24 protein-coding genes, 1 tRNA gene and 1 pseudogene are annotated in these 18,672 nt (G+C 46.6%); 23 read left to right on the top strand and 3 right to left on the bottom strand.

Features of this window, described 5'->3' with window-relative positions:
• Positions 1–2: 2 nt before the first annotated feature.
• The 4 genes from G604_RS0105000 (at position 3) to G604_RS0104985 (ending at position 2,802) form a co-directional block, all read left to right on the top strand.
• Positions 3–575 carry a chromate transporter gene (locus tag G604_RS0105000; RefSeq protein WP_028909598.1) on the top strand — a complete coding sequence of 191 codons (573 nt, stop codon included), beginning with the start codon at positions 3–5 and terminating at the stop codon, positions 573–575.
• A gap of 43 nt (positions 576–618) precedes the next feature.
• Entirely contained in the window at positions 619–930 is a 312-nt protein-coding gene (locus G604_RS0104995; RefSeq protein WP_316928665.1) for a DUF3791 domain-containing protein, read from the top strand.
• Between the two features lie 168 nt (positions 931–1,098).
• Positions 1,099–1,308, top strand: a complete 210-nt coding sequence (locus G604_RS0104990; protein WP_231376051.1) for a DUF3791 domain-containing protein — start codon at positions 1,099–1,101, stop codon at positions 1,306–1,308.
• 36 nt (positions 1,309–1,344) lie between these two features.
• Positions 1,345–2,802, top strand: a complete 1,458-nt coding sequence (locus G604_RS0104985; protein WP_028909595.1) for a sialate O-acetylesterase — start codon at positions 1,345–1,347, stop codon at positions 2,800–2,802.
• 63 nt (positions 2,803–2,865) lie between these two features.
• On the opposite strand, the gene G604_RS0104980 is transcribed toward G604_RS0104985, so the two are convergent.
• The gene (locus G604_RS0104980) at positions 2,866–3,489 is read right to left on the bottom strand and encodes an HAD family hydrolase (protein ID WP_028909594.1); all 624 of its coding nucleotides are present in this window, start codon (positions 3,487–3,489) and stop codon (positions 2,866–2,868) included.
• Between the two features lie 187 nt (positions 3,490–3,676).
• Here G604_RS0104980 and G604_RS0104975 point away from each other — a divergent pair, with 187 nt between their 5' ends.
• The 9 genes and pseudogenes from G604_RS0104975 (at position 3,677) to G604_RS0104945 (ending at position 9,519) form a co-directional block, all read left to right on the top strand.
• Positions 3,677–4,120 (top strand): DUF6078 family protein, encoded by a 444-nt coding sequence (locus G604_RS0104975; RefSeq protein WP_231376049.1) that lies wholly within the window; start codon positions 3,677–3,679, stop codon positions 4,118–4,120.
• A 290-nt stretch (positions 4,121–4,410) separates the two neighbouring features.
• Positions 4,411–5,265 carry a methylated-DNA--[protein]-cysteine S-methyltransferase gene (locus tag G604_RS0104970; protein ID WP_028909592.1) on the top strand — a complete coding sequence of 285 codons (855 nt, stop codon included), beginning with the start codon at positions 4,411–4,413 and terminating at the stop codon, positions 5,263–5,265.
• Between the two features lie 27 nt (positions 5,266–5,292).
• Positions 5,293–5,916, top strand: coding sequence for a DNA-3-methyladenine glycosylase family protein (locus tag G604_RS0104965; RefSeq protein ID WP_028909591.1), 624 nt, complete (start codon positions 5,293–5,295; stop codon positions 5,914–5,916).
• 22 nt (positions 5,917–5,938) lie between these two features.
• On the top strand, positions 5,939–6,088 hold the full coding sequence (locus G604_RS15180; RefSeq protein ID WP_196801089.1) for a hypothetical protein: 150 nt from the start codon (positions 5,939–5,941) through the stop codon (positions 6,086–6,088).
• Between the two features lie 400 nt (positions 6,089–6,488).
• Positions 6,489–6,650 (top strand): hypothetical protein, encoded by a 162-nt coding sequence (locus G604_RS15175; protein ID WP_155941859.1) that lies wholly within the window; start codon positions 6,489–6,491, stop codon positions 6,648–6,650.
• Positions 6,651–6,756: 106 nt separating this feature from the next.
• Positions 6,757–6,849 (top strand): annotated as a pseudogene (locus tag G604_RS15665) (transcriptional regulator); the annotation flags it as partial.
• Between the two features lie 219 nt (positions 6,850–7,068).
• Positions 7,069–8,223: a hypothetical protein gene (locus G604_RS0104955; protein WP_028909590.1), complete on the top strand. Its 1,155-nt coding sequence runs from the start codon at positions 7,069–7,071 to the stop codon at positions 8,221–8,223.
• Between the two features lie 172 nt (positions 8,224–8,395).
• Complete coding sequence (locus tag G604_RS0104950) at positions 8,396–8,599, top strand: helix-turn-helix domain-containing protein (RefSeq protein ID WP_028909589.1); 204 nt, start codon at positions 8,396–8,398, stop codon at positions 8,597–8,599.
• 38 nt (positions 8,600–8,637) lie between these two features.
• Entirely contained in the window at positions 8,638–9,519 is an 882-nt protein-coding gene (locus G604_RS0104945; RefSeq protein WP_036904654.1) for a TIGR01212 family radical SAM protein, read from the top strand.
• 354 nt (positions 9,520–9,873) lie between these two features.
• On the opposite strand, the gene G604_RS0104935 is transcribed toward G604_RS0104945, so the two are convergent.
• The gene (locus G604_RS0104935) at positions 9,874–11,166 is read right to left on the bottom strand and encodes a Fic family protein (protein ID WP_028909587.1); all 1,293 of its coding nucleotides are present in this window, start codon (positions 11,164–11,166) and stop codon (positions 9,874–9,876) included.
• Positions 11,167–11,607: 441 nt separating this feature from the next.
• On the opposite strand from G604_RS0104935, the gene G604_RS15660 reads away from it, so the two are divergent.
• Positions 11,608–11,895 (top strand): GNAT family N-acetyltransferase, encoded by a 288-nt coding sequence (locus G604_RS15660; RefSeq protein WP_316928664.1) that lies wholly within the window; start codon positions 11,608–11,610, stop codon positions 11,893–11,895.
• Here G604_RS15660 and G604_RS15655 read toward each other — a convergent pair.
• The gene (locus G604_RS15655) at positions 11,801–12,187 is read right to left on the bottom strand and encodes a hypothetical protein (protein WP_028909584.1); all 387 of its coding nucleotides are present in this window, start codon (positions 12,185–12,187) and stop codon (positions 11,801–11,803) included. The genes G604_RS15660 and G604_RS15655 overlap by 95 nt on opposite strands.
• A gap of 235 nt (positions 12,188–12,422) precedes the next feature.
• On the opposite strand from G604_RS15655, the gene G604_RS0104915 reads away from it, so the two are divergent.
• The 9 genes from G604_RS0104915 to G604_RS0104875 all read left to right on the top strand — a co-directional run bounded on the left by G604_RS0104915 (position 12,423) and on the right by G604_RS0104875 (position 18,606).
• Entirely contained in the window at positions 12,423–13,115 is a 693-nt protein-coding gene (locus G604_RS0104915) for an AraC family transcriptional regulator (protein ID WP_051220233.1), read from the top strand.
• A gap of 18 nt (positions 13,116–13,133) precedes the next feature.
• Positions 13,134–13,502 (top strand): nitroreductase family protein, encoded by a 369-nt coding sequence (locus G604_RS14705; RefSeq protein WP_081657659.1) that lies wholly within the window; start codon positions 13,134–13,136, stop codon positions 13,500–13,502.
• Positions 13,423–13,944 carry a ribonuclease H gene (locus G604_RS0104905; RefSeq protein ID WP_231376048.1) on the top strand — a complete coding sequence of 174 codons (522 nt, stop codon included), beginning with the start codon at positions 13,423–13,425 and terminating at the stop codon, positions 13,942–13,944. The genes G604_RS14705 and G604_RS0104905 overlap by 80 nt, the downstream gene beginning before the upstream one ends.
• 122 nt (positions 13,945–14,066) lie before the next feature.
• Positions 14,067–14,384, top strand: coding sequence for a heavy metal-binding domain-containing protein (locus G604_RS0104900; protein WP_028909581.1), 318 nt, complete (start codon positions 14,067–14,069; stop codon positions 14,382–14,384).
• A 74-nt stretch (positions 14,385–14,458) separates the two neighbouring features.
• A complete protein-coding gene (locus G604_RS0104895; protein ID WP_028909580.1) occupies positions 14,459–14,650 on the top strand; it encodes a hypothetical protein in 192 nt (63 codons plus the stop codon).
• A 140-nt stretch (positions 14,651–14,790) separates the two neighbouring features.
• A complete protein-coding gene (locus G604_RS0104890) occupies positions 14,791–15,708 on the top strand; it encodes a helix-turn-helix transcriptional regulator (protein ID WP_028909579.1) in 918 nt (305 codons plus the stop codon).
• Positions 15,709–15,835: 127 nt separating this feature from the next.
• Positions 15,836–16,234, top strand: a complete 399-nt coding sequence (locus G604_RS0104885; RefSeq protein WP_231376047.1) for a tetratricopeptide repeat protein — start codon at positions 15,836–15,838, stop codon at positions 16,232–16,234.
• A 5-nt stretch (positions 16,235–16,239) separates the two neighbouring features.
• Positions 16,240–16,313: transfer RNA gene (locus tag G604_RS0104880), tRNA-Arg, on the top strand.
• Between the two features lie 136 nt (positions 16,314–16,449).
• Entirely contained in the window at positions 16,450–18,606 is a 2,157-nt protein-coding gene (locus tag G604_RS0104875; protein WP_028909577.1) for a DUF262 domain-containing protein, read from the top strand.
• Positions 18,607–18,672 lie beyond the last annotated feature (66 nt).

The following is an 18,672-nucleotide window of genomic DNA, read 5'->3' as shown; positions in this document are numbered from 1 at the left end:
CGATGATATTTCTCCAGTTATTTTATGTATTCAGCAAGATCGGCATCTTCAACTTCGGAGGAGGCTATGCCATGTTGTCGTTGATCTATGGTGAGGTCGTCACCCATTATCACTGGCTCAGCAATGCCGAGTTTACGGATATCGTGGCCATCAGCCAGTCGACGCCGGGCCCTATCGGCATCAATGCCGCCACCTATTGCGGCTATACCGCCGTCATCAATGCCGGTTATCCGGTGTGGGCCGCCTGCCTGGCATCGGTGATGGCCTCGCTGTCGATCATGTGGCTGCCGTTTATCCTGATGATCGCCATCAGCCGCTATCTCATCCGGCATAAGGACGCGCCGTTCGTGCAGGATATCTTCACGCCCCTGCGCCCCGCCATCATCGGACTCATCGCCGCTGCCGCCCTGTTGTTGATGAACAAGGACAACTTCGGATCCCCGGCCACCGATCTTCCGAAGTTCATTATCAGCATCCTCATCTTTGTCGCCGCTTTCCTCGCCACCCGTTACAAGAAGGCCAACCCGATCCTCGTCATGCTCGTCTGTGGCCTCCTCGGCTTAGTCATTTACTAAAATTGATGAACATTGATGGAGCCATTCCCACATTGAATATCCGATGCGCCGACAAAACAATGTCAATCCAACAAAAAATGGGATTCTATTATTGATATTGAAAAACTTTCATTATATTTGCAACAAAAAAACGATAGTTATGGACTCGAACACTTTAGATTTCACAATATTCTGTGTTGCAAATGTTGCCGACCGGCTAAAGATGAACGCAAGAGATGTCTATCATAAATTGCGGCAGTCGGGAATCATCAACGATTATATAGTTCCTTGTTATGATGTGTTGCATACTTTCTCTAAGCAATACATTACAGATGATCTTGTGCTCTTAATGAAGAAGAAAGGGCTTATCTCATGATCACACTCTATCACGCTTCGAAAGTTATTGTCGACAAACCGGATGATATATAAGAAGCCAAATAATCAGATTTGTATAACTAACCAGCAGTTATTAGATGCTCATCTCCACTTTATAAACTCTGTTAGGCTCAGTTGACTTATGGAAACAAACCGCACTTTACTTCAGATGAAATTTGGCCGGATCGTAAAGGCTTTTGCCAAGGAGGCTCATATCACGTTGGAAGAGGCTCTTGATAAGGCGTATGATTCAAAGACCTTTATGCTCATGGATGAAGGTATAGCTGATATGCAGACCATGAGCGATATCTATCTCACTGACGAATTGCTGATCGAGTATGGCTACAAGAAATCGCCTGCAGAAACTCTCCGTAAATAGGCTTTGAGCCGTATACCCCCCAAAAACGATATGATCATGAAGAAACTATCCTTATTGTTATTCGCCCTGATTCTGATGGGCGCCGCACGTGCTGCCGTACGCCTGCCCCATGTGCTCAGCGATGGTATGGTGTTGCAGCAACAGTCTTCCGCCCGTCTGTGGGGCCAGGCTACCCCCGGTGCTACGGTGACCGTCACCGCCTCATGGGACGGCGGTAAGCCGGTCAGGGCAAAAGTGTCGGGCGACGGACGGTGGGAGGTCCGCCTCGTTACCCCTGCCGCCTCCTTTACGCCCCGGACCATCACGGTCACGGAAGGCAAGGGCCCGGAGGTGACGCTCCGTGATGTCCTCATCGGAGAAGTATGGGTATGTGCCGGACAGAGCAATATGGAGTTTCCCGTGAAAGGTTTCGGCAACTGTCCGCTGAAAGACTATAACGAGGTAGTGTCCGAAGCCTCACGCTATGACGGCATCCGCTTCCTGAAGATCCCGTCGGTGATGAGCAGCAAGCCCCTCGATGACGCGCCGTGCCGGTGGCGTAGCGCCGATGTGGCCCATGTCGGCGACTGTTCCGCCGTAGGCTATTTCTTCGCCCGTCAGCTGCGGTCGGTCCTGAATATCCCCGTGGGACTCATCCTCGCCAACAAAGGCGGCACGAGGGTGGAGAGCTGGCTCGACCAGGCTAATCTGGAGAGAGCGACCCGAGAGCCGCTCGACTCCATGGTGATGACGCGGAAGTTCCCATACGATTACGATTACCCTTTGCTCTGGGGCAATGGCACGTTCCATCCCATCCTCAACTATACCGTCAAGGGCATCCTCTTCTACCAGGGCTGTTCCAATGTCGGCGCTCCCGGCAACGAATATTCCGACCGGCTCGCCCTGCTCGTCAGTCAGTGGCGGCGGGACTTCGGGGAAGGCAATATCCCGTTCTATTTCGTACAGCTCGCCCCCTATGCCGATAACGGCGACCCCCGGGGCACCCAACGGGCCCTTCTCGAGGAACAGCAGATGCGGGCGGCCGATATCATCCCCAACAGTGGCCTCGTCTGTACCAACGACTGCGTCTATCCCTGGGAACAGGGGCAGATCCATCCCTGTAACAAGAAGCCTGTCGGTGACCGCCTCGGATGGCTCGCGCTGGAGAAGACCTACCACCAGGAAGGTCTTCAGGCGGAGAGTCCGCGCTTCGACACGATGTTCATTCAGGGCGATACCTGTTTTATCCGACTGAAGGATACTTACGGCGGCATCTCCCGCTATCAGGATATCGAAGGTTTTGAGGTCGCCGGAGCCGACAAGGTGTTCCATCGGGCCACGGCGGGACATTTTTGGGTGCCGGGTCATGATCCGCGCAATGAGACCATCTATGTCGTCAGTCCCGAGGTCCCGAAGCCCGTTGCCGTACGCTATTGCTTCCGCAACTTCCAAATCGGAAACCTCGGAGGCAACAGTGGGCTGCCCCTCTTCCCCTTCCGCACGGACAACTGGTGATGCGGCGCATAATGGAGAACGGAGAATGGACAATGGAGAATGGACAATGGGGGGCAGCGTGACTTATTTTGAAGCGGCCAATAGTTTCGGCAAACGGACGGTCCAGTCCTCGTTCGTAGACACCTGTAACACGTTGATACCGAGCTTGGCGGCCGCATCCGTGTTCTTCTTGCTGTCATCCACAAAAAGCGTCTCCCCGGGACTGATGTGGTCGGCAGCCAGCGCCCGCTGATAGATCTCCGCGTCGGGTTTGCAGCACTTCATCTCATAGCTGCAGAAGAAGGAGTCGAAGAAGTCGGTGATCGGCCTGCCGCTCCCGGAAAAATGATCACTGCGCGTGAACGCCATCATGAACGGGTTGGTATTGCTCAGAAGACCGAGATGGTAGTGCTTCCTCAGTGCGTCGAGCGCCGTCAGCTTTCGCTCACTGACGCCATCGAAGAAGCCGAGCCAGCAATGTGCCGCCTCTTCATAAGAAACCTTCCTGCCAACGGCCTCCGACATCCTTGAACAGAACTCCTCAGCGCTGATCTTTCCCGATTCAAGATCCATGAAGAAATCGCGCTGCCCGTAAGCACCCATATAATAGTCGGTGTCTATACCCGCCTCACGGAAGCGGCGGAAAGCCTCTTCCGTATTCTGGTCGAAAATGACACCGCCCATATCAAACCATATATTTCTGATCATATCATTGATAAAAAACGTTCTTGACGATACAAATATAAGCACTTCCCAGCAGAGGCACAAGTTAATTAAGAATTATTAATAAAGAAAGGACGTATTCACCTTTTAATCGTATATTTCTTATATTTCAAATATTTTTAGTACTTTTGCAACCAACGAACAGCTTGATGAATAAATTTTATAACGTCGCATGATGGAAAACGATAACGACCTAACCTTCGACATGCTCCCGCCCTCGTGGACTTTCTGCTTCTTGCCGGAATGTCCTCATGCCGAGCAGTGTCTACGGCATATTACCACCCGACTTATCCCCAATGACAAGACTTTCGGTTCTGCCGTATATCCCACTGTACTGAAGAATCCCAAATGTCCTTATTTCAAGGCTGCAGGAAAGATCCATGCCGCCTATGGCTTCGATACCCTTTTTGAAAATGTCAAGAGCAAAGACGAGAAATACCTCCGCGACAGCATCAAGGATTATCTCGGCGGTCACGGCACCTACTACCGTTACCGTAATGGCGAAAAGCTCCTCACGCCCGAGCAGCAGCAATGGATCATCAACCTCTTCCGCCGCTATGGTTACACGGAGAACCTGCAGTTTGACCACTACAAAGATGTTTATGATCTGGAATAGCAATATTTAAATGATCGTACCAAGCCTTGGTACGGTCCGTACCAACGTTTGGTATCAATGATACCAAGCCTTGGTAGGATAAGTATCTATTGTGGGTGTGTGGCCACAACAAGTCGGGGCACCGGATAAAACATGGAGGTATCACGCCCACTTGTTTTATCCAGTGGCCCTTATAAATTTGCTCCTTAGGTATCAAGATATCTGTTTTATTTAGTACAAAAAAAGCAATTTTCGGGTTGTCCGTATCCATAGAAAACCGTAACTTTGCAACATCAAAAAATAAAATGCAGATGAAGGGGTCACAAAGTGAACTGAATTATGAACGGATCGCCAAAGCTATCCGCTTCCTGCGCGACAACCGCAAGGAGCAGCCTAGCTTGGGTGATGTGGCTGCGGCGGTGAACATGAGCCCGTATCATTTCCAGCGCATATTCAAGGAATGGGCAGGCATCACCCCGAAGCATTTCCTGCAGTTTCTCAATGTCGAGTATGCTAAGCGTATTCTGCGTGAGACGCATGCCTCGCTCTTCGACACGGCCATGGAAGTAGGGATTTCCGGAACGGGTCGCCTCCATGATCTCTTTATCTCCATTGAAGGTATGACACCGGGAGAATACAAGAATGGCGGCGAGAACCTGTTCTTCAACTACAGTTTCGCCTCCACGCCGTTCGGTGATATCCTCATTGCCACGACTGCCAAAGGTATCTGCAGCATGGAGTTCGCCGATGACCGCATGGAGGCCTTCAGCGCGCTGCAGCGGAAGTTCCCGAATGCCCGATTCCGGCAGACCGTAGACCGCATCCAGCAGAAAGCCCTGTCTGTCTTCACGCAAGACTGGAGCCGTATCGGTGAGATCAAGCTGCATCTGAAAGGCACAGAGTTTCAATTGAAGGTGTGGGAGACCTTATTGAAAATACCTGCGGGTGGAATGACTACCTATGGAGATATAGCTACGCACATCAACAATCCGAAGGCATGTCGGGCTGTGGGGAGTGCTGTGGCCGACAATCCCGTGGCACTGCTTATCCCCTGCCATCGTGTCATCCGGTCAACGGGCGACTTTGGCAATTATCATTGGGGCATCGTTCGCAAAACGGCTATCCTCGGATGGGAGGCGGCAAGAGAAGCAAACGGTTCAGAATAACATATCGCAAATATTCATTGATTCAGAATGGATAGTTTCTTCGAATACGGACAAAAAGAAATAGACTACCTCAAGTCGCGTGACAAGCGACTGGGGGCTGTCATTGACCAGACAGGCCACATCTATCGCAGAGTTATCCCCAACCTCTTCGCAGCCTTAGTTCATTCCATTATCGGCCAGCAAATCTCTACGAAAGCGCATGAGACGATATGGAAAAGGATGAATGAAGGTATCGGTGCCATCACGCCACAAACTATAGACGCCATGGCTTTAGAGGACTTGCAAAAATATGGCATGACATTCAAGAAAGCCGGATATATCAAATCGACAGCGCATAAGATCTTGACAGGCGAATTCAATATTGAGAAGCTGAGCGAGATGACTGACGAGGAGGTTTGCACGGAACTGTCCAAGTTGGATGGTATAGGAACGTGGACTGCTGAGATGCTGATGATCTTCTCCATGCAGCGGCCCAATATCGTTAGTTATAAGGATCTCGCCATTATCCGTGGGATGAAGCGCCTGTATCATCACAAAGAGATGACAAAAGAACGTTTCGAGCGCTACCGCAAGCGCTATTCCCCTTACGGGTCTGTGGCAAGCCTTTATCTGTGGAAAATAGCAGGTGGACAGGGAGAGTTGAAACTATAGGTGGTAAAACGTCATGAAGCAAATGTCAAAGATAATCATTACAGATGCTTCCGTAGATGATGCATCCGAACTGTTAGCTATCTATGCGCCTTATGTGCAGCACACAGCCATTCTTTATGGCGGCCCGATGCCGGTACGGCATTCCCGTGTGGCGAATATTGATGAAAATTAACGCGATGGCAGAGCCATCCATAGATGATTATCATCGCCACTCGTAGCGCCAATGAATTGATGTTATTATTGATGAATATTGATGGAGCCAACCCACAAAAATATCAGAAGCCCCTAAATTCTTCGTCGGCAATCCCACGCTTTTGAATAGGATTGCCAATGGCCCAAACAGGGTCAAATTCGTGTTCTGAAGATGTACGAAATTATAAAAGAAAGATCTCTTTGAATTTCCGAAGATCTGTTAAATGACCCTCATCATCCGTTTGCAAAGATACGAAATCAGGTTCAAACTCCCAAACTTTATTGGACTTAATTGCACCTTGCTTCACCTTATTATTTTTTTCATGTAAAACTTGTAGGTATAAAAATAATGTTGTATATTTGCGGAAAAATAATGGATTATGGTAACACTAACGAATTATACACGAGATGAATTCCTTGAAATTTTCAGGAAGGCGAAGGCTCGTAAGGCAGAATGGCAAAAGCAGGCTGAGAAAGAACTAAATGAAATGTCTGATCGGATTGCAAAAGCCAAAGTTGAAAATAAAAAAGTATTCGGATGAAAATTCTCAATCTGAATACTATCAATAGCCTGTCTCCTTATTCTATATGGAGACAGGATGATCGTTATTACTTCCGAACGGACCATGATATTAGCAGCAACATGTTTCAAAAATCTTTAAAGGACATGAGAATCTGACAATCGACATCCTTTTCAAGATTCAGAAAGCCTTGGATTTGGAACTGTTGCCACTCAAGTAGCTGAAATGGATTTAGTGAGTGGCAGATTGTATAGAATTTTTTTAGGTTAAATATGTAAACTTTACGAATTCCTCATAAATATTTATTCTTTTCTAAAATCTGTCCATTTTCATTGGCTATAGTTGTAGCATTATATACTGAAAAATAATTAGCCTTTTTTCTGATTTTCCTTGCAAAAATCGTATATATTTCTTAACTTTGCCATAAAACGACAAAGATATGGTGAAAAGACTACTATTCGTACTAATCATTGGTCTGGCTAGCATCTCAGGAATTGCCCAGAATTATAACGCCACTGCTTTCAATATCAATGGTGAGAAACGGCCGTTGCTCTTTAAAGAGAACGCCAAAGGAGAAATCGTGTATTCAGAAATCATTAATCTGAATGCAGATGCGGCTCAAATCCGCCAAAGTGTAAAGGACTATATCAATGACCAGAAAGGCCAACACAATCTTGATGTGACCTATGAGGTTGACAATAGTCAGAAGTTGGTAGCGAAGATCGTTTACCCAATAAACAAGACATATTGGGCAGTTGAAATTTGGGGCAGTCCTGTTGTTTCCGGCTTACGGGATGCAAGTCGTATTACATTTAAGTGTACAGTAGAATTTTTGAACAACAAGTTCCGCTATACGTTCTCTGACTTCTGGACTGACAATCAACGCATTTCCGGAGAGGCTAAAGATAATGGACCAACCAATGTTATCCATCAGCAACGCCTCAATAGCTTGCAGAAAGTCTACGACGATTATGCAAGTAGTCATAACGCAGAGAAGCGGTCAGTAAAAGAGAAGTTATACGATTATCAGGCCGCGATAGATTTCGAAAAGAATCAATATGCATGCGAATATGCCTCCATAATGGACTTTATCAACGGATTGAAGAAAGTCAAGATTTTCGATGCTAATGGTGACTTCGAGCAGAATGCGGATTCAACTGAAGATATGGACCTGAAAAAGCCAAAAGCACTTGACCTTTCCAACTATCATGGCAATCTGCTTGCCAAAGGCAATTGTGTATATGTCAATGATGAAGGACTGGAGCCATATGAGCAAGCCGGAGTCCAGGAATTGGTAAAGCAAATTACCATTGATGGTTTCTGGAAAGTAGTGCCATTACGTTCTATGGCGCATTTCGTTCTTGAATATCATATGTCGACAGAAGGAAGAGACCATGCATGGCTGGAATTGCATTCAGTAGATAATAGCATTATCTGTAAAGACATGCCTGGTAACCATGAAGGTTCCAGTGAATCTTTGGAGGACAATCACGAATCAGCACGCAGCTTGTACTTTAGTGTGATAAACCCACTCTACGACAAGATAGAAAAAAACAAAGGTGGAAAAGTCCTGAGCATGTTTGAATGTAAGTAGCAAAGGACAGAGAAGAAAGACTGGTTATATAGAGCCAGCCCATGATAGGCAATCCGCAGAATCCCGCATTGGTAGAGATGTCGATGGGTGGTTCTCGGGGCCTGGGGGTGTGGCGCTTTCCACTGTCCGCCCCAGCATGTGGCAAGGCTGTTTCATGAGATGATGATGGAGAGTGAATTCGAAGGAAATAGGTGAAATTATCAAGAAGCGGAGACAGGAGTTGAAGGTCAACCAGCTTACCCTCTCGGAGCTTGCCGGTATTGGGACAAACACACTGGTTGCTATCGAGCGTGGGACCGGAAACCCTACATTGGATAAGCTCCTTTCTGTACTCGATACACTCGGGTTGCAGATCGACGTAAAACTTAAAGATTAGAAGAGAGATGCTTACTTTCTAACTTGAAAGCGACTTCTATGCTTGATTTCGGAATATGGATAAGACAAAAGACGGGATGCCGGGTGCAGAAACTTGCCCTCGACGCGGGCTTCTCTTGCCCTAACCGGGACGGGAGACTGTCAGCGGGTGGCTGCACCTTCTGCAACAATGAGGCGTTCAACACATCCTATTGTGACCGGAGAAAAAGCATCACTGAGCAGCTTGAAGACGGCAAGCACTTTTTCAACAGGAAGAAGCCCGGCATGAAATACCTTGCTTACTTCCAGGCTTATTCCAATACTTACGCGCCACTGCCCAGACTGAAGGCGCTCTATGAGGAGGCGCTGAGCGTGGATAATGTCGTCGGTATCGTCATCGGCACCCGTCCCGACTGTGTCAATGATGAGATCCTGAACTATCTGGAAGAACTATCCCATCGTACTTTCGTTCTGGTGGAATACGGTGTAGAGAGTTGTAATGACGAAACCTTACGTCGTATCAACCGTGGTCATGATTTTGCGTGCAGCCGAAAAGCCATTGAGGGAACCCATCGAAGAGGCATTTATACCTGTGCCCATATCATCCTTGGACTGCCCGGTGAGAGTCGCGGGGAGATGCTGCGTCAGGCAGAACTCGTTTCATCCCTTCCTATCGACGTGCTGAAGCTCCATCAGCTACAGATCATCCAGGGGACGGCAATGGCTCGTGAGTATGAGCAGCAGCCCTTCCACACATTCACATTAGAAGAATATGTCGACCTTCTTGTAGACTATCTCCCTCGCCTTCGTCCTGACATAGCCCTCGAACGTTTCGTCAGCGAGAGCCCCTCCCGGTTGCTCATCGCTCCAAGGTGGGGCGTGAAGCCACAAGAGGTGACTCGGATGGTGATGGAGAAACTTCACCAAATACAAATAGACTGAGATGAATCGTGAAAGAATCACCATGCTTGGAACAGGGGAAGCAGTGACGACTCACTGCTATAACACTTGTTTTACACTCCACACTCAGGACACGACCCTGCTCGTTGACGGCGGTGGCGGCAACGGCATTTCTCAAAGATGCTCACGGCACTTGTCGGCAGTGACTTCGTTACCAGATACCTGCCATTCGGATATGATGGCAACATTCTGAAGGGACAGGAGAACTTGACTTTCAAAATACTGTCTAAAATCGAGAGAGCCCTGGATTTGGAACTGTTGCCTCGGTGTGTCATGGCTTAACATCCAGATGATTACCGAACAAGAGTTTGACAATCTGTGGAATTCGGTAAGTTACTACAGCGTCTCCACAGCTAAATAGGAACAATATTTCTCCAACAGATTCTCCAAAGGCAGATCGCCTCGCTGGTACCTGTCCGCATCCAATGACTGAATTCGGAGATGAACAACCGAGGTATTTCGAAATAGGGCCTTCAGATCATATTTTCCCTCTTCATTACTGACGGAAACATCCTTGAACATAGATATGATAGGAGCGTCGGTGTAAACCAAAGAATAACTTGGGCGCTTGGCACCGGGAAAGTCTTCCCGGACAACATCTTTGTCAAGCAAGTCCTGTAGGTCTCGAAGGGCTGTATCCTTTGAGCATTTGTTTAATGCTGCCCACGTCTTCGTAGTTATCTTCGACTCATAGCCGTCAAGGAACATATTCAGGGTTTGTGATTGACGTTGATTCAATGCCTTCTTTGAGTTCCGTTGCCAAAAGATGCTCTTGTTCAGTACCATATTGACATTGTTCTCCGAAAAGTCCAGTGCTGCATCGATGGTCTTCAGGTACCAAAGAATCCATTCCGTAAGGTCTCCGTCGCCATGCTGCGTTTTCTCGAGTATGTCATAGTAATGGTTCTTGTCCTTATTGATGGCCATAGAAACACTGTAATAACGGAACCTGTTCTGATCACCACGGGCCAACATCATGTCTGACAGGATTCGCGCCATACGGCCGTTGCCGTCCTCAAAGGGATGAATGGAAACGAACCAGAAATGGGCAATAGCCGAACGGATCAGGCATGATACAGGTTGCTCGGAATTAAACCATGTGATGAATTTTTCCATTTCACCTTCCACACGGTCGGGTGAAGGTGCAACATAGTGAACTTTCTCCCTGCCGAACATGCCGGATACAATATTCTCCTCATGGGTGCGGTATTTCCCCGTCTCAATGGATGTACCCTCACTGAAACCTGCAGGAAAGAATGCGCTCTGCCAACCGCAGATCAGCTCCTTTGTAATCGGCCGGTCATAGTGCTCAACAGCATCGAGCATAACATTTACTACCCCGTCCACATAATGGGATGGAGCGGTATATCTGACATTTTCTATGCCCAGTTTCCTGGCGATGGAAGAACGGACCTGGTCGGCATTCAGGCGGACACCTTCTATTTCCGATGAATAAACGACCTCATATGTCAAGCTCTCCGCCATTGTCTTAAGTTTACTGTCTAACCCAAGGTTCGCCAGTCTGCCGTACAGTATACCGAGCCTCCGGGAGACATGCTCCAAGGGCAAGGATACTTTGTTAGCATCCCATCTGAAATCCGTCCAGTCCTTTCTTTCGTGTATATACATACTATATCCCATTAAGTATTGCGACATAAGTGTTCTTGAAATGCCGCATAATCTGCGGCAAATTTACAAAATTAATGCCGCATTTTCAAGGGAAGACGCAATTTTTTGAACAGAAAAACATAATAATATTAGTTTGCTGTTCAAAATTTTACTATCTTTGCAACGTGATCACAAAGATAGAGCAATTCGGAAACATTCCGGTCAGTACAGAAACCATTGCTTCACTGTATCCGGACATAAAGGCCTATGTGCCGGATGATCTGGAAGTTATACCTCTGCTACCTCAAAATATAAGCCGGAGAATACGGAAGTAGATGAAACTATTCCGATCTTCAAGACGCAGGACGTTCTGTATGACGTAAAATTAGAAGAGAATCAAGATCAATAAACTTTGCTAGAACTTTCTTGTCCGAAAATCTTTTCGTAAATTTGGCCAAAAATATGATGCTTATGGAAACGAAGATCGTAGCAGACAACACGAATGGCCAAGTCCTTGCCTATGACGGTGAGGAACAAGTCGGCCAATTGAACTTCACCTTCAAGGGACAGGTAATGGCCATTGACCACACCCATGCTTTCAAGAAAGGCATGGGCATCGGTACGTTGCTTGTCGAAGCAGCTAACGAGTATGCCATTAACCACAAGTTGAAGGTTCTACCGATATGCTCATACGCCTATGTTTGGTACCAGAGGCATCCACAGTACAAGGATATACCTGCCAGGGATTAGACTGCTCATAGATAGCACCATGACTGCGCAATTCTGTCTCCAACATGAACGGAAGGATATCGGTATCACCGATGATATTCTCCTCCTTATTGGTGAAACTGTTGATGTGCTTGCCATCCTCTTTGTAGCGGGCATCGGAAGAGTTGGAATAATACTTCTCCCATACGGTGGCGTGAGTGAGATAGGGCCAGACGTCGGCGGCACGAAGGCCCTTTACGATGACCTCATTGCTTGCGAAGTTGTCCGTTGTGCCGGGAAGATATTTCTCCGGCCAGTTGATTTCATTCAGCATAATTATTTTCCTTTCTTTAAATGAATATTTGTTGTAACGTTTAATCTGATTTCCGGGTGCAAAGTTACGGAGAATACGCATCTCCATGGTTATGTCAAACGGCTAAACGGACTTTGCTCAAAAGTCTTCTTGGCAAAAATGGGATATGACTTTTCAACAAAACATAAAAAGACGTCTGAGAGAAACGCCCAACTCAGATTTTTTCTTAACTTTGCAAGCGAAAAAGATAAATGATATGATGGAACTGAATCAGGACATCTGTGAGCACAGCTACATGAACACCTTTTATCTGTGTCACGTCGGCAGGGACAAGATCTGCGAGAAGATGGTTGCCGAGCACACACTCGTGTATGTGCTCAGCGGAGAGATGGACGTGTTGCTTCCCGAGGGGCGCAAGGTCCATTTCCGCCGTGGCGACGCCGCCTTTCTACGCCGTAACCACAAAGTGAGCAAGGAGAAGCATCCCAGTGCCAACGGAGAGCCCTTCGAAGCACTCTTCCTGCACCTCAATACCGACTTCCTGAAACGGTTCAGAAAAGAGAATCACATCGCTGTACCGGCCTCGGGAGGCAAGCGGATCACACGTCAGAATGTGTTCCGACTGAACGGCCACCCGTTTCTGAAGGGCCTCTTCCTCAGTCTGGCAGACTATTTCCAGGCAGACACGTATCCGTCCAAGGAACTCATGGAGAGCAAGCTCCGTGAGGCAGTCTACGTTCTCTTGCAGCTCAAGCCCGAACTTACGCCCGTGCTCTTCGATTTCGTGGACCAGTGGAAGGTGGATATCGGGGAGTTTATGGAAGAGACGGGCGAGAGTGCCAGTGAGGTCTATCTCAAGACAGGATTCAAGAACCTGAGCCATTTCTCCACCGCTTTCAAGAAAGAGTATGGCATCCCGCCTTCTCACTTGATGGAGAAAGTTGGTTAATAAAATAAAAGTAAGATTATGAATACAAACGAAGTAATAGAAAACATCATAACACGCACCAGCGTGAGAACCTACGAGGACAGACCCGTGGAGAAGGAGAAGATCATGACCCTGCTCAAGGCAGGCATGGCAGCACCCTCGGCCGTAGACCGTCGTCCGTGGTACTTCTACGTCGTCACTAACCGCCAGAAACTCGAAGCTATCAAGACAGTCACACCCAATGCTGCCATGGCCGCCAAGGCACCACTTGCCATCACCCGCCTGTTCGACATTCCCCGGCATCTCATTCCGTTCTGCACAATCGTCATTGGTTACCCCAAGACGGAAGGCCATCCGAAAGACAAATGGAATGAAGACGACGTCAACTGGGTCAACTACAACAAGTGAGAAATTACCAACGATGAACTTCAAGCTTGATACATATTACGTTTGGTTAGGTGCCAGCTGCGACTATGCCCATAAAGAGCGGGTAAGTAGCGGTGCCTATCACGCTGAACTTGGCGGTAAGGTTATCGACAGTTTCATCTGTACAGACGACCATACCACCGAGTTCCGCATGCTGCTTACTGCCATGATCCATGCCATGGAGACTTTACCAGAATCGTCTGATATCGTCTTCATGACCAACGTAGCCTATCTTCAGAACTACAACAGGGAGCCAACATCTGAGACTGCCAACTCAGACTTAATCAGCCGTTGTCGTGAACTTATCCCAAGGCATGCATCGGTATCGGTGAAGATAGTTCCTTACCACAAGTATCCTATACTCTCAGAACTCCATCAGCTGACGCATCAAGCGATGGAAGGTTATAGGAAGATACGTGAGTGAGGAGAAACTCTCAATCACTTTATTTTTCGACAACGATACAAAAATCTATCGGAAGATACGGAATTGTCAAAAGAAATAATTAAATTTGTGGGCATCAAACCAACACATAAAACGGAAAAGTTATGATACTATCCACAACACCGACCATTGAAGGTCATCCAATTCTTGAATATAAAGGCATCGTCACAGGTGAAACGATCATCGGCGCCAACGCCCTGCGGGATTTCGCGGCAGGGTTGCGGGATTTCTTTGGAGGCCGTTCAGGCAGCTACGAAAAAGTATTGCGTGAGGCAAAAGACACAGCCCTCAGTGAGATGCAGGACCGCGCCAGTCAATTGGGCGCCAACGCCATTGTTGGAATTGACATCGACTATGAGACCGTCGGTCAAAACAGTTCTATGCTCATGGTTGCGGTAAGCGGTACGGCGGTAATCATCTAAGTTGTATGGTTAATGAAGCATTACAGACAGCACTCAAAGCTTTGCAAGGACAGATCACAATTGCCGAAAACACTTTGAGACTCTTTCGTTCCAAACTTGATGCCTTGGAGAAAGCCGAGAAGAAGGGTTCTGTCGAATATCGTCAAACATCTGACCGTGCCAACTCTCTCCAGACCCTCATAGATTATTATCGTTCCATCTATGATGATCGTAAGGCCCTGTTGAATACACCAACGATAGAGAGACGGAAGAAATCTAAGCATTAAGAAAGAATGAATTTGTCCTTTTAATATCGGTACGTATTAAAAGGACAACTTTTACGAGGTGAAGGGCTAATAAAATTTTCACTTGTACCACGATATGGAACAAGATGTTCGTATCTTTGCAAACATAAAAGGAAAAGAAGATGAAAATACCCGAACTGTTCAAAGAATATATATGGCTCGTCAACACCATCTATCGCGCCAGGAAGATCTCACTCGCAGAGTTGAATGAGCGCTGGTTGGATACGGAAATGAGTGGTGGTGTCGATATTGTACGCACGACCTTCAATCGGCACAAGGATGCCATTGAAGAGATCTTCGGCATCTACATCGAGTGTGACCGCAAAGATGGCTACCGATACTATATCGGTAACCCTGAGGTGTTGGAGGATGATACAGTGCAGAACTGGATGCTCTCCACAATCTCACTGAGCAACATCATCAGTGAGAGCTTGGCACTGCAAGATCGAATCATTGCAGAGCGGATCTCTGTCGATGAGGATATTCTTGAACAGCTGACGAAAGCCATGAAGTCTGGTCATCGAATCACGATCACTTACCGCAATTCCGGCTCTCCTCAACGCTATAAGACGGGTATGGATCCATACTGTCTGAAACTCTTCCATCAGAAATGGTATGTGCTCGGTAGACTCTACGACAACAAGTATGAGCTGTATTGCCTGAACAACATTGAGGATATAGAGATGCAGCAGCATACCTTCAAGATCATGAAGGATTTTGATCCCAAGTCCTTCTTCGACGACTACTATGGTGTTGTCATCGATGAGGAGTTGCCGACAGAACGCATCGTGCTCAGAGCTTACCGTGATGAGCGCTTTGAACTGCGTGATGTCCCGCTCCATCACAGTCAGCACTTCATGCAATGGAATAACGACGAGGACTTTGCCGACCTGGAAGTACGATTGAAGCCCACTCACGACTTCATCAACTTCCTCATATCGAAGTGTGACTGTCTGCAGGTTCTCTCCCCACAGTCCGTCATCGATCAGCTTCGTGAGAGAATGGAGAGAGGATTGAATATGTACAATATAGATCAATAGCCCTACGGAAAAGAAAGATGAGTTCAAAGGCATCCCTAAGGATTACCGATCCTTCTATCTCTCGTATACCGACAACTACGAGGATTCCGGCTTTGACAAGGAGTATGTAGAATATCTGCTAAACCTGTTGAAGAATCATCCCTATGACCCAGACTTGCAGGAACCGGATGTACAGAATAACATCGGTACCATTTTCGAGAATGGCATCATAGTCAAGAAAGACATCAACAAAGCAGTCTACTGGTATGAGCGTGCAGTAGACCAAGGCGATGACCTGGCGAAGAGTAACCTTGCCGACATTCTCCGCAAAGGAAGTCAAGGTTATCCGAAAGACTTGAAGCGCGCCTTTGAACTGTATAAGAGCTGTGGCCTGCCATACGCTCACTATCGTGTCGGTGAGTTCTATGAGCAAGGCTGGGGCGTGGAGCAGAATATTGACGAGGCTAAGCGATACTACCGTCTCGCCTATAAAGAGCGCCATGCCTTAGCGATCAAGAAACTTGAGAAGTTTGACTTTCTGCATTGACCAACGGTTCCGTAGCTCAATTGGATAGAGCATCCGCCTCCGGAGCGGACGGTTGCAAGTTCGAATCTTGTCGGAATCACATGGGATGAGGTTCCAATTATTGGCGCTAAAGTGGAGTTTTATTGCTTTAGATTTTGCTCATTAAAAATATTTTATTAAATTTGCGCTGAACCTATGAAAACAAAGGCTCACTAACTATAACACGAATCAAAAATATGGATGCTAAGAAATCGAACCTGACGAGTTTGTTCTCTGGGGCTGAGACAAAATACATCATTCCTGTCTACCAGAGGAACTATAATTGGAGCAACAAACAATGCCGCCAATTATTTGATGATATCTGTAGTGTCATCAAGAACGAGAACGAGCATTTCTTTGGTAGTGTCGTTATCTCGTATGACAAGAATAACTCTTTCCTTGTTATTGACGGTCAGCAGCGTTTGACGACCGTGAGTCTCATTTGGATTGCTCTGTATAAATTAATAGAGGATCATGTGAAGGAGGCTAACCCTTATCTTGCTAAGGCTATCCAAGATGAGTATTGCTATCACTCTCTTTCTGATGGATCATTGCTGCCAAGAATCGAGCATGTTGAGAAAGATAGAGTCGCTTATGCCAAGCTGATTGATGGGAAGGAAGAAAATTACGTAAAGGATTCGAATATTACCTGTAATTTCCACCTCTTCTATGATTGGCTCAAGGCATCAGATTATACGGCAAAAGACTTTTACGACGCGCTCGGACGACTGATGGTAGCCAGAATTGAACTTGAATCTAAGGATAATCCTCAGCAGGTCTTTGAATCACTCAACTCAACAGGTATGGCTCTCTCTGATGGTGACAAGATCCGAAACTACATGTTGATGAATCTCAATGTCAACCAACAGAAGGAATACTATAAGAACTATTGGATAGACATAGAGAAAAATTCAAATTTCACAGGCGATCAGAAGGACTCTGTCAATGCTGTCACCTTCTTTGTAAGGGACTACATGACCGCCAAGACGGCAAGAATCCCCGCCTTGCGTGATGTCTATTTCAAGTTTAAGGACTATCGGCATAACTCTTCATTAACAACTGAAGATCTCTTGGCAGAGATGAAGAAGTATTCTCTTTATTTATGGGAATTGGAGAATGGTAAAACGAAGAGTGAAAAGCTCAACAGCATTCTTAAACGCATAGCCCTTTTGGAGATGACGGTCATCCATCCATTTGAGTTCAATCTTCTTGATGACTATGAGAATGGAAAACTATCTGAGACTGAAGTTGCGGAAGTTCTCAGTCTTATCGAGACCTACCTGTTCAGACGTCTGATCTGTGAGGTACCGACCAATGCACTTAACAAGATCTTTGCCACACTATACGGCTCTGCCAAGAAGAGAGCACAACAGGATGGTGTGTCTTTTTATCAAGCCGTAGTATATATTCTTGTCAGCAAAGGTGTTGACGATTCAGGTAAATTCCCTGATGACGAAGAGTTCAAGAAAGCCCTTTCATTCAAGAATATATATAAGATGCGTGCAAAGAATAAGATATACATCTTCTATCGTCTCAACGCTGGTACCAACGCTGAGGGTGACACTTCCGTTATAGAAAAGATGCAGCCGGACAGAGAAGGCAAAGTAACGCTCTCTATAGAGCATATCATGCCACAAAAGCTGAATCCAAAATGGATCGCAGATCTTGGCGGTAAGGATAAAGCTACACAAGTTCAAGAGAAGTGGGAACATACAATAGCTAATCTAACACTTACGGGCTATAACAGTTCATACAGTAACAACAGCTTTCAAGAGAAGTTAGAGCTGAAAGATCAAAATGGTGTAGGAATCGGTTTCCTGTACTCACCATTACATATTAATGAGTTTGTCAAGAAACAGACACAATGGGGTGAGCAACAACTCCAGGAACGTCTACAGCTCATTCAAGACGAGGCTATCGATATCATCTGGAAGCGCCCTGCTCTCCCGTATACTCCCAAGGTTAAACCATTGGAAGAATTAACTGTAGCTGATGACAAGAATGAATTCACGGGAAAGGATTTTATTGACGGCACTGTAACCGGAAACAGTATCCAAGCCAGTCCACATAGCAGTTGGAAGTCTGTCATTGTGGATATCATCAAGATGTTAGACAAAGACTATCATTTTGAGCTGATCCGTATGGCCAATGATGACTCTCAGACTTCCTTGCAGAATGAGAACACGAAGTTCTCTGGTAGTACAAACGTGCTTGATGGCGTATATGCCTATCTGAGTACCTCCACATCTACGAAGATGGATTTACTGAATGATTTGCTGGAGTACTTAGGATTAGATTCTGACAGCATCGTTTTCCATGTGGAAGGGACAAGTGATGGTAGTGATTCAGAGTAAATCTCACTATTCATAAAAGGCCAACTTAATTTTTCAGCCACTTCATTCTTTTAAAGGATAGAAGTC

Origin of the sequence: Prevotella sp. AGR2160 (genome assembly GCF_000424185.1) — a bacterium.
In the GTDB taxonomy this organism is placed as follows: Bacteria; Bacteroidota; Bacteroidia; order Bacteroidales; family Bacteroidaceae; genus Prevotella.
The sequence above is the reverse complement of the archived record's forward strand: the minus strand, read 5'-3'. Positions and strand labels throughout refer to the sequence as shown.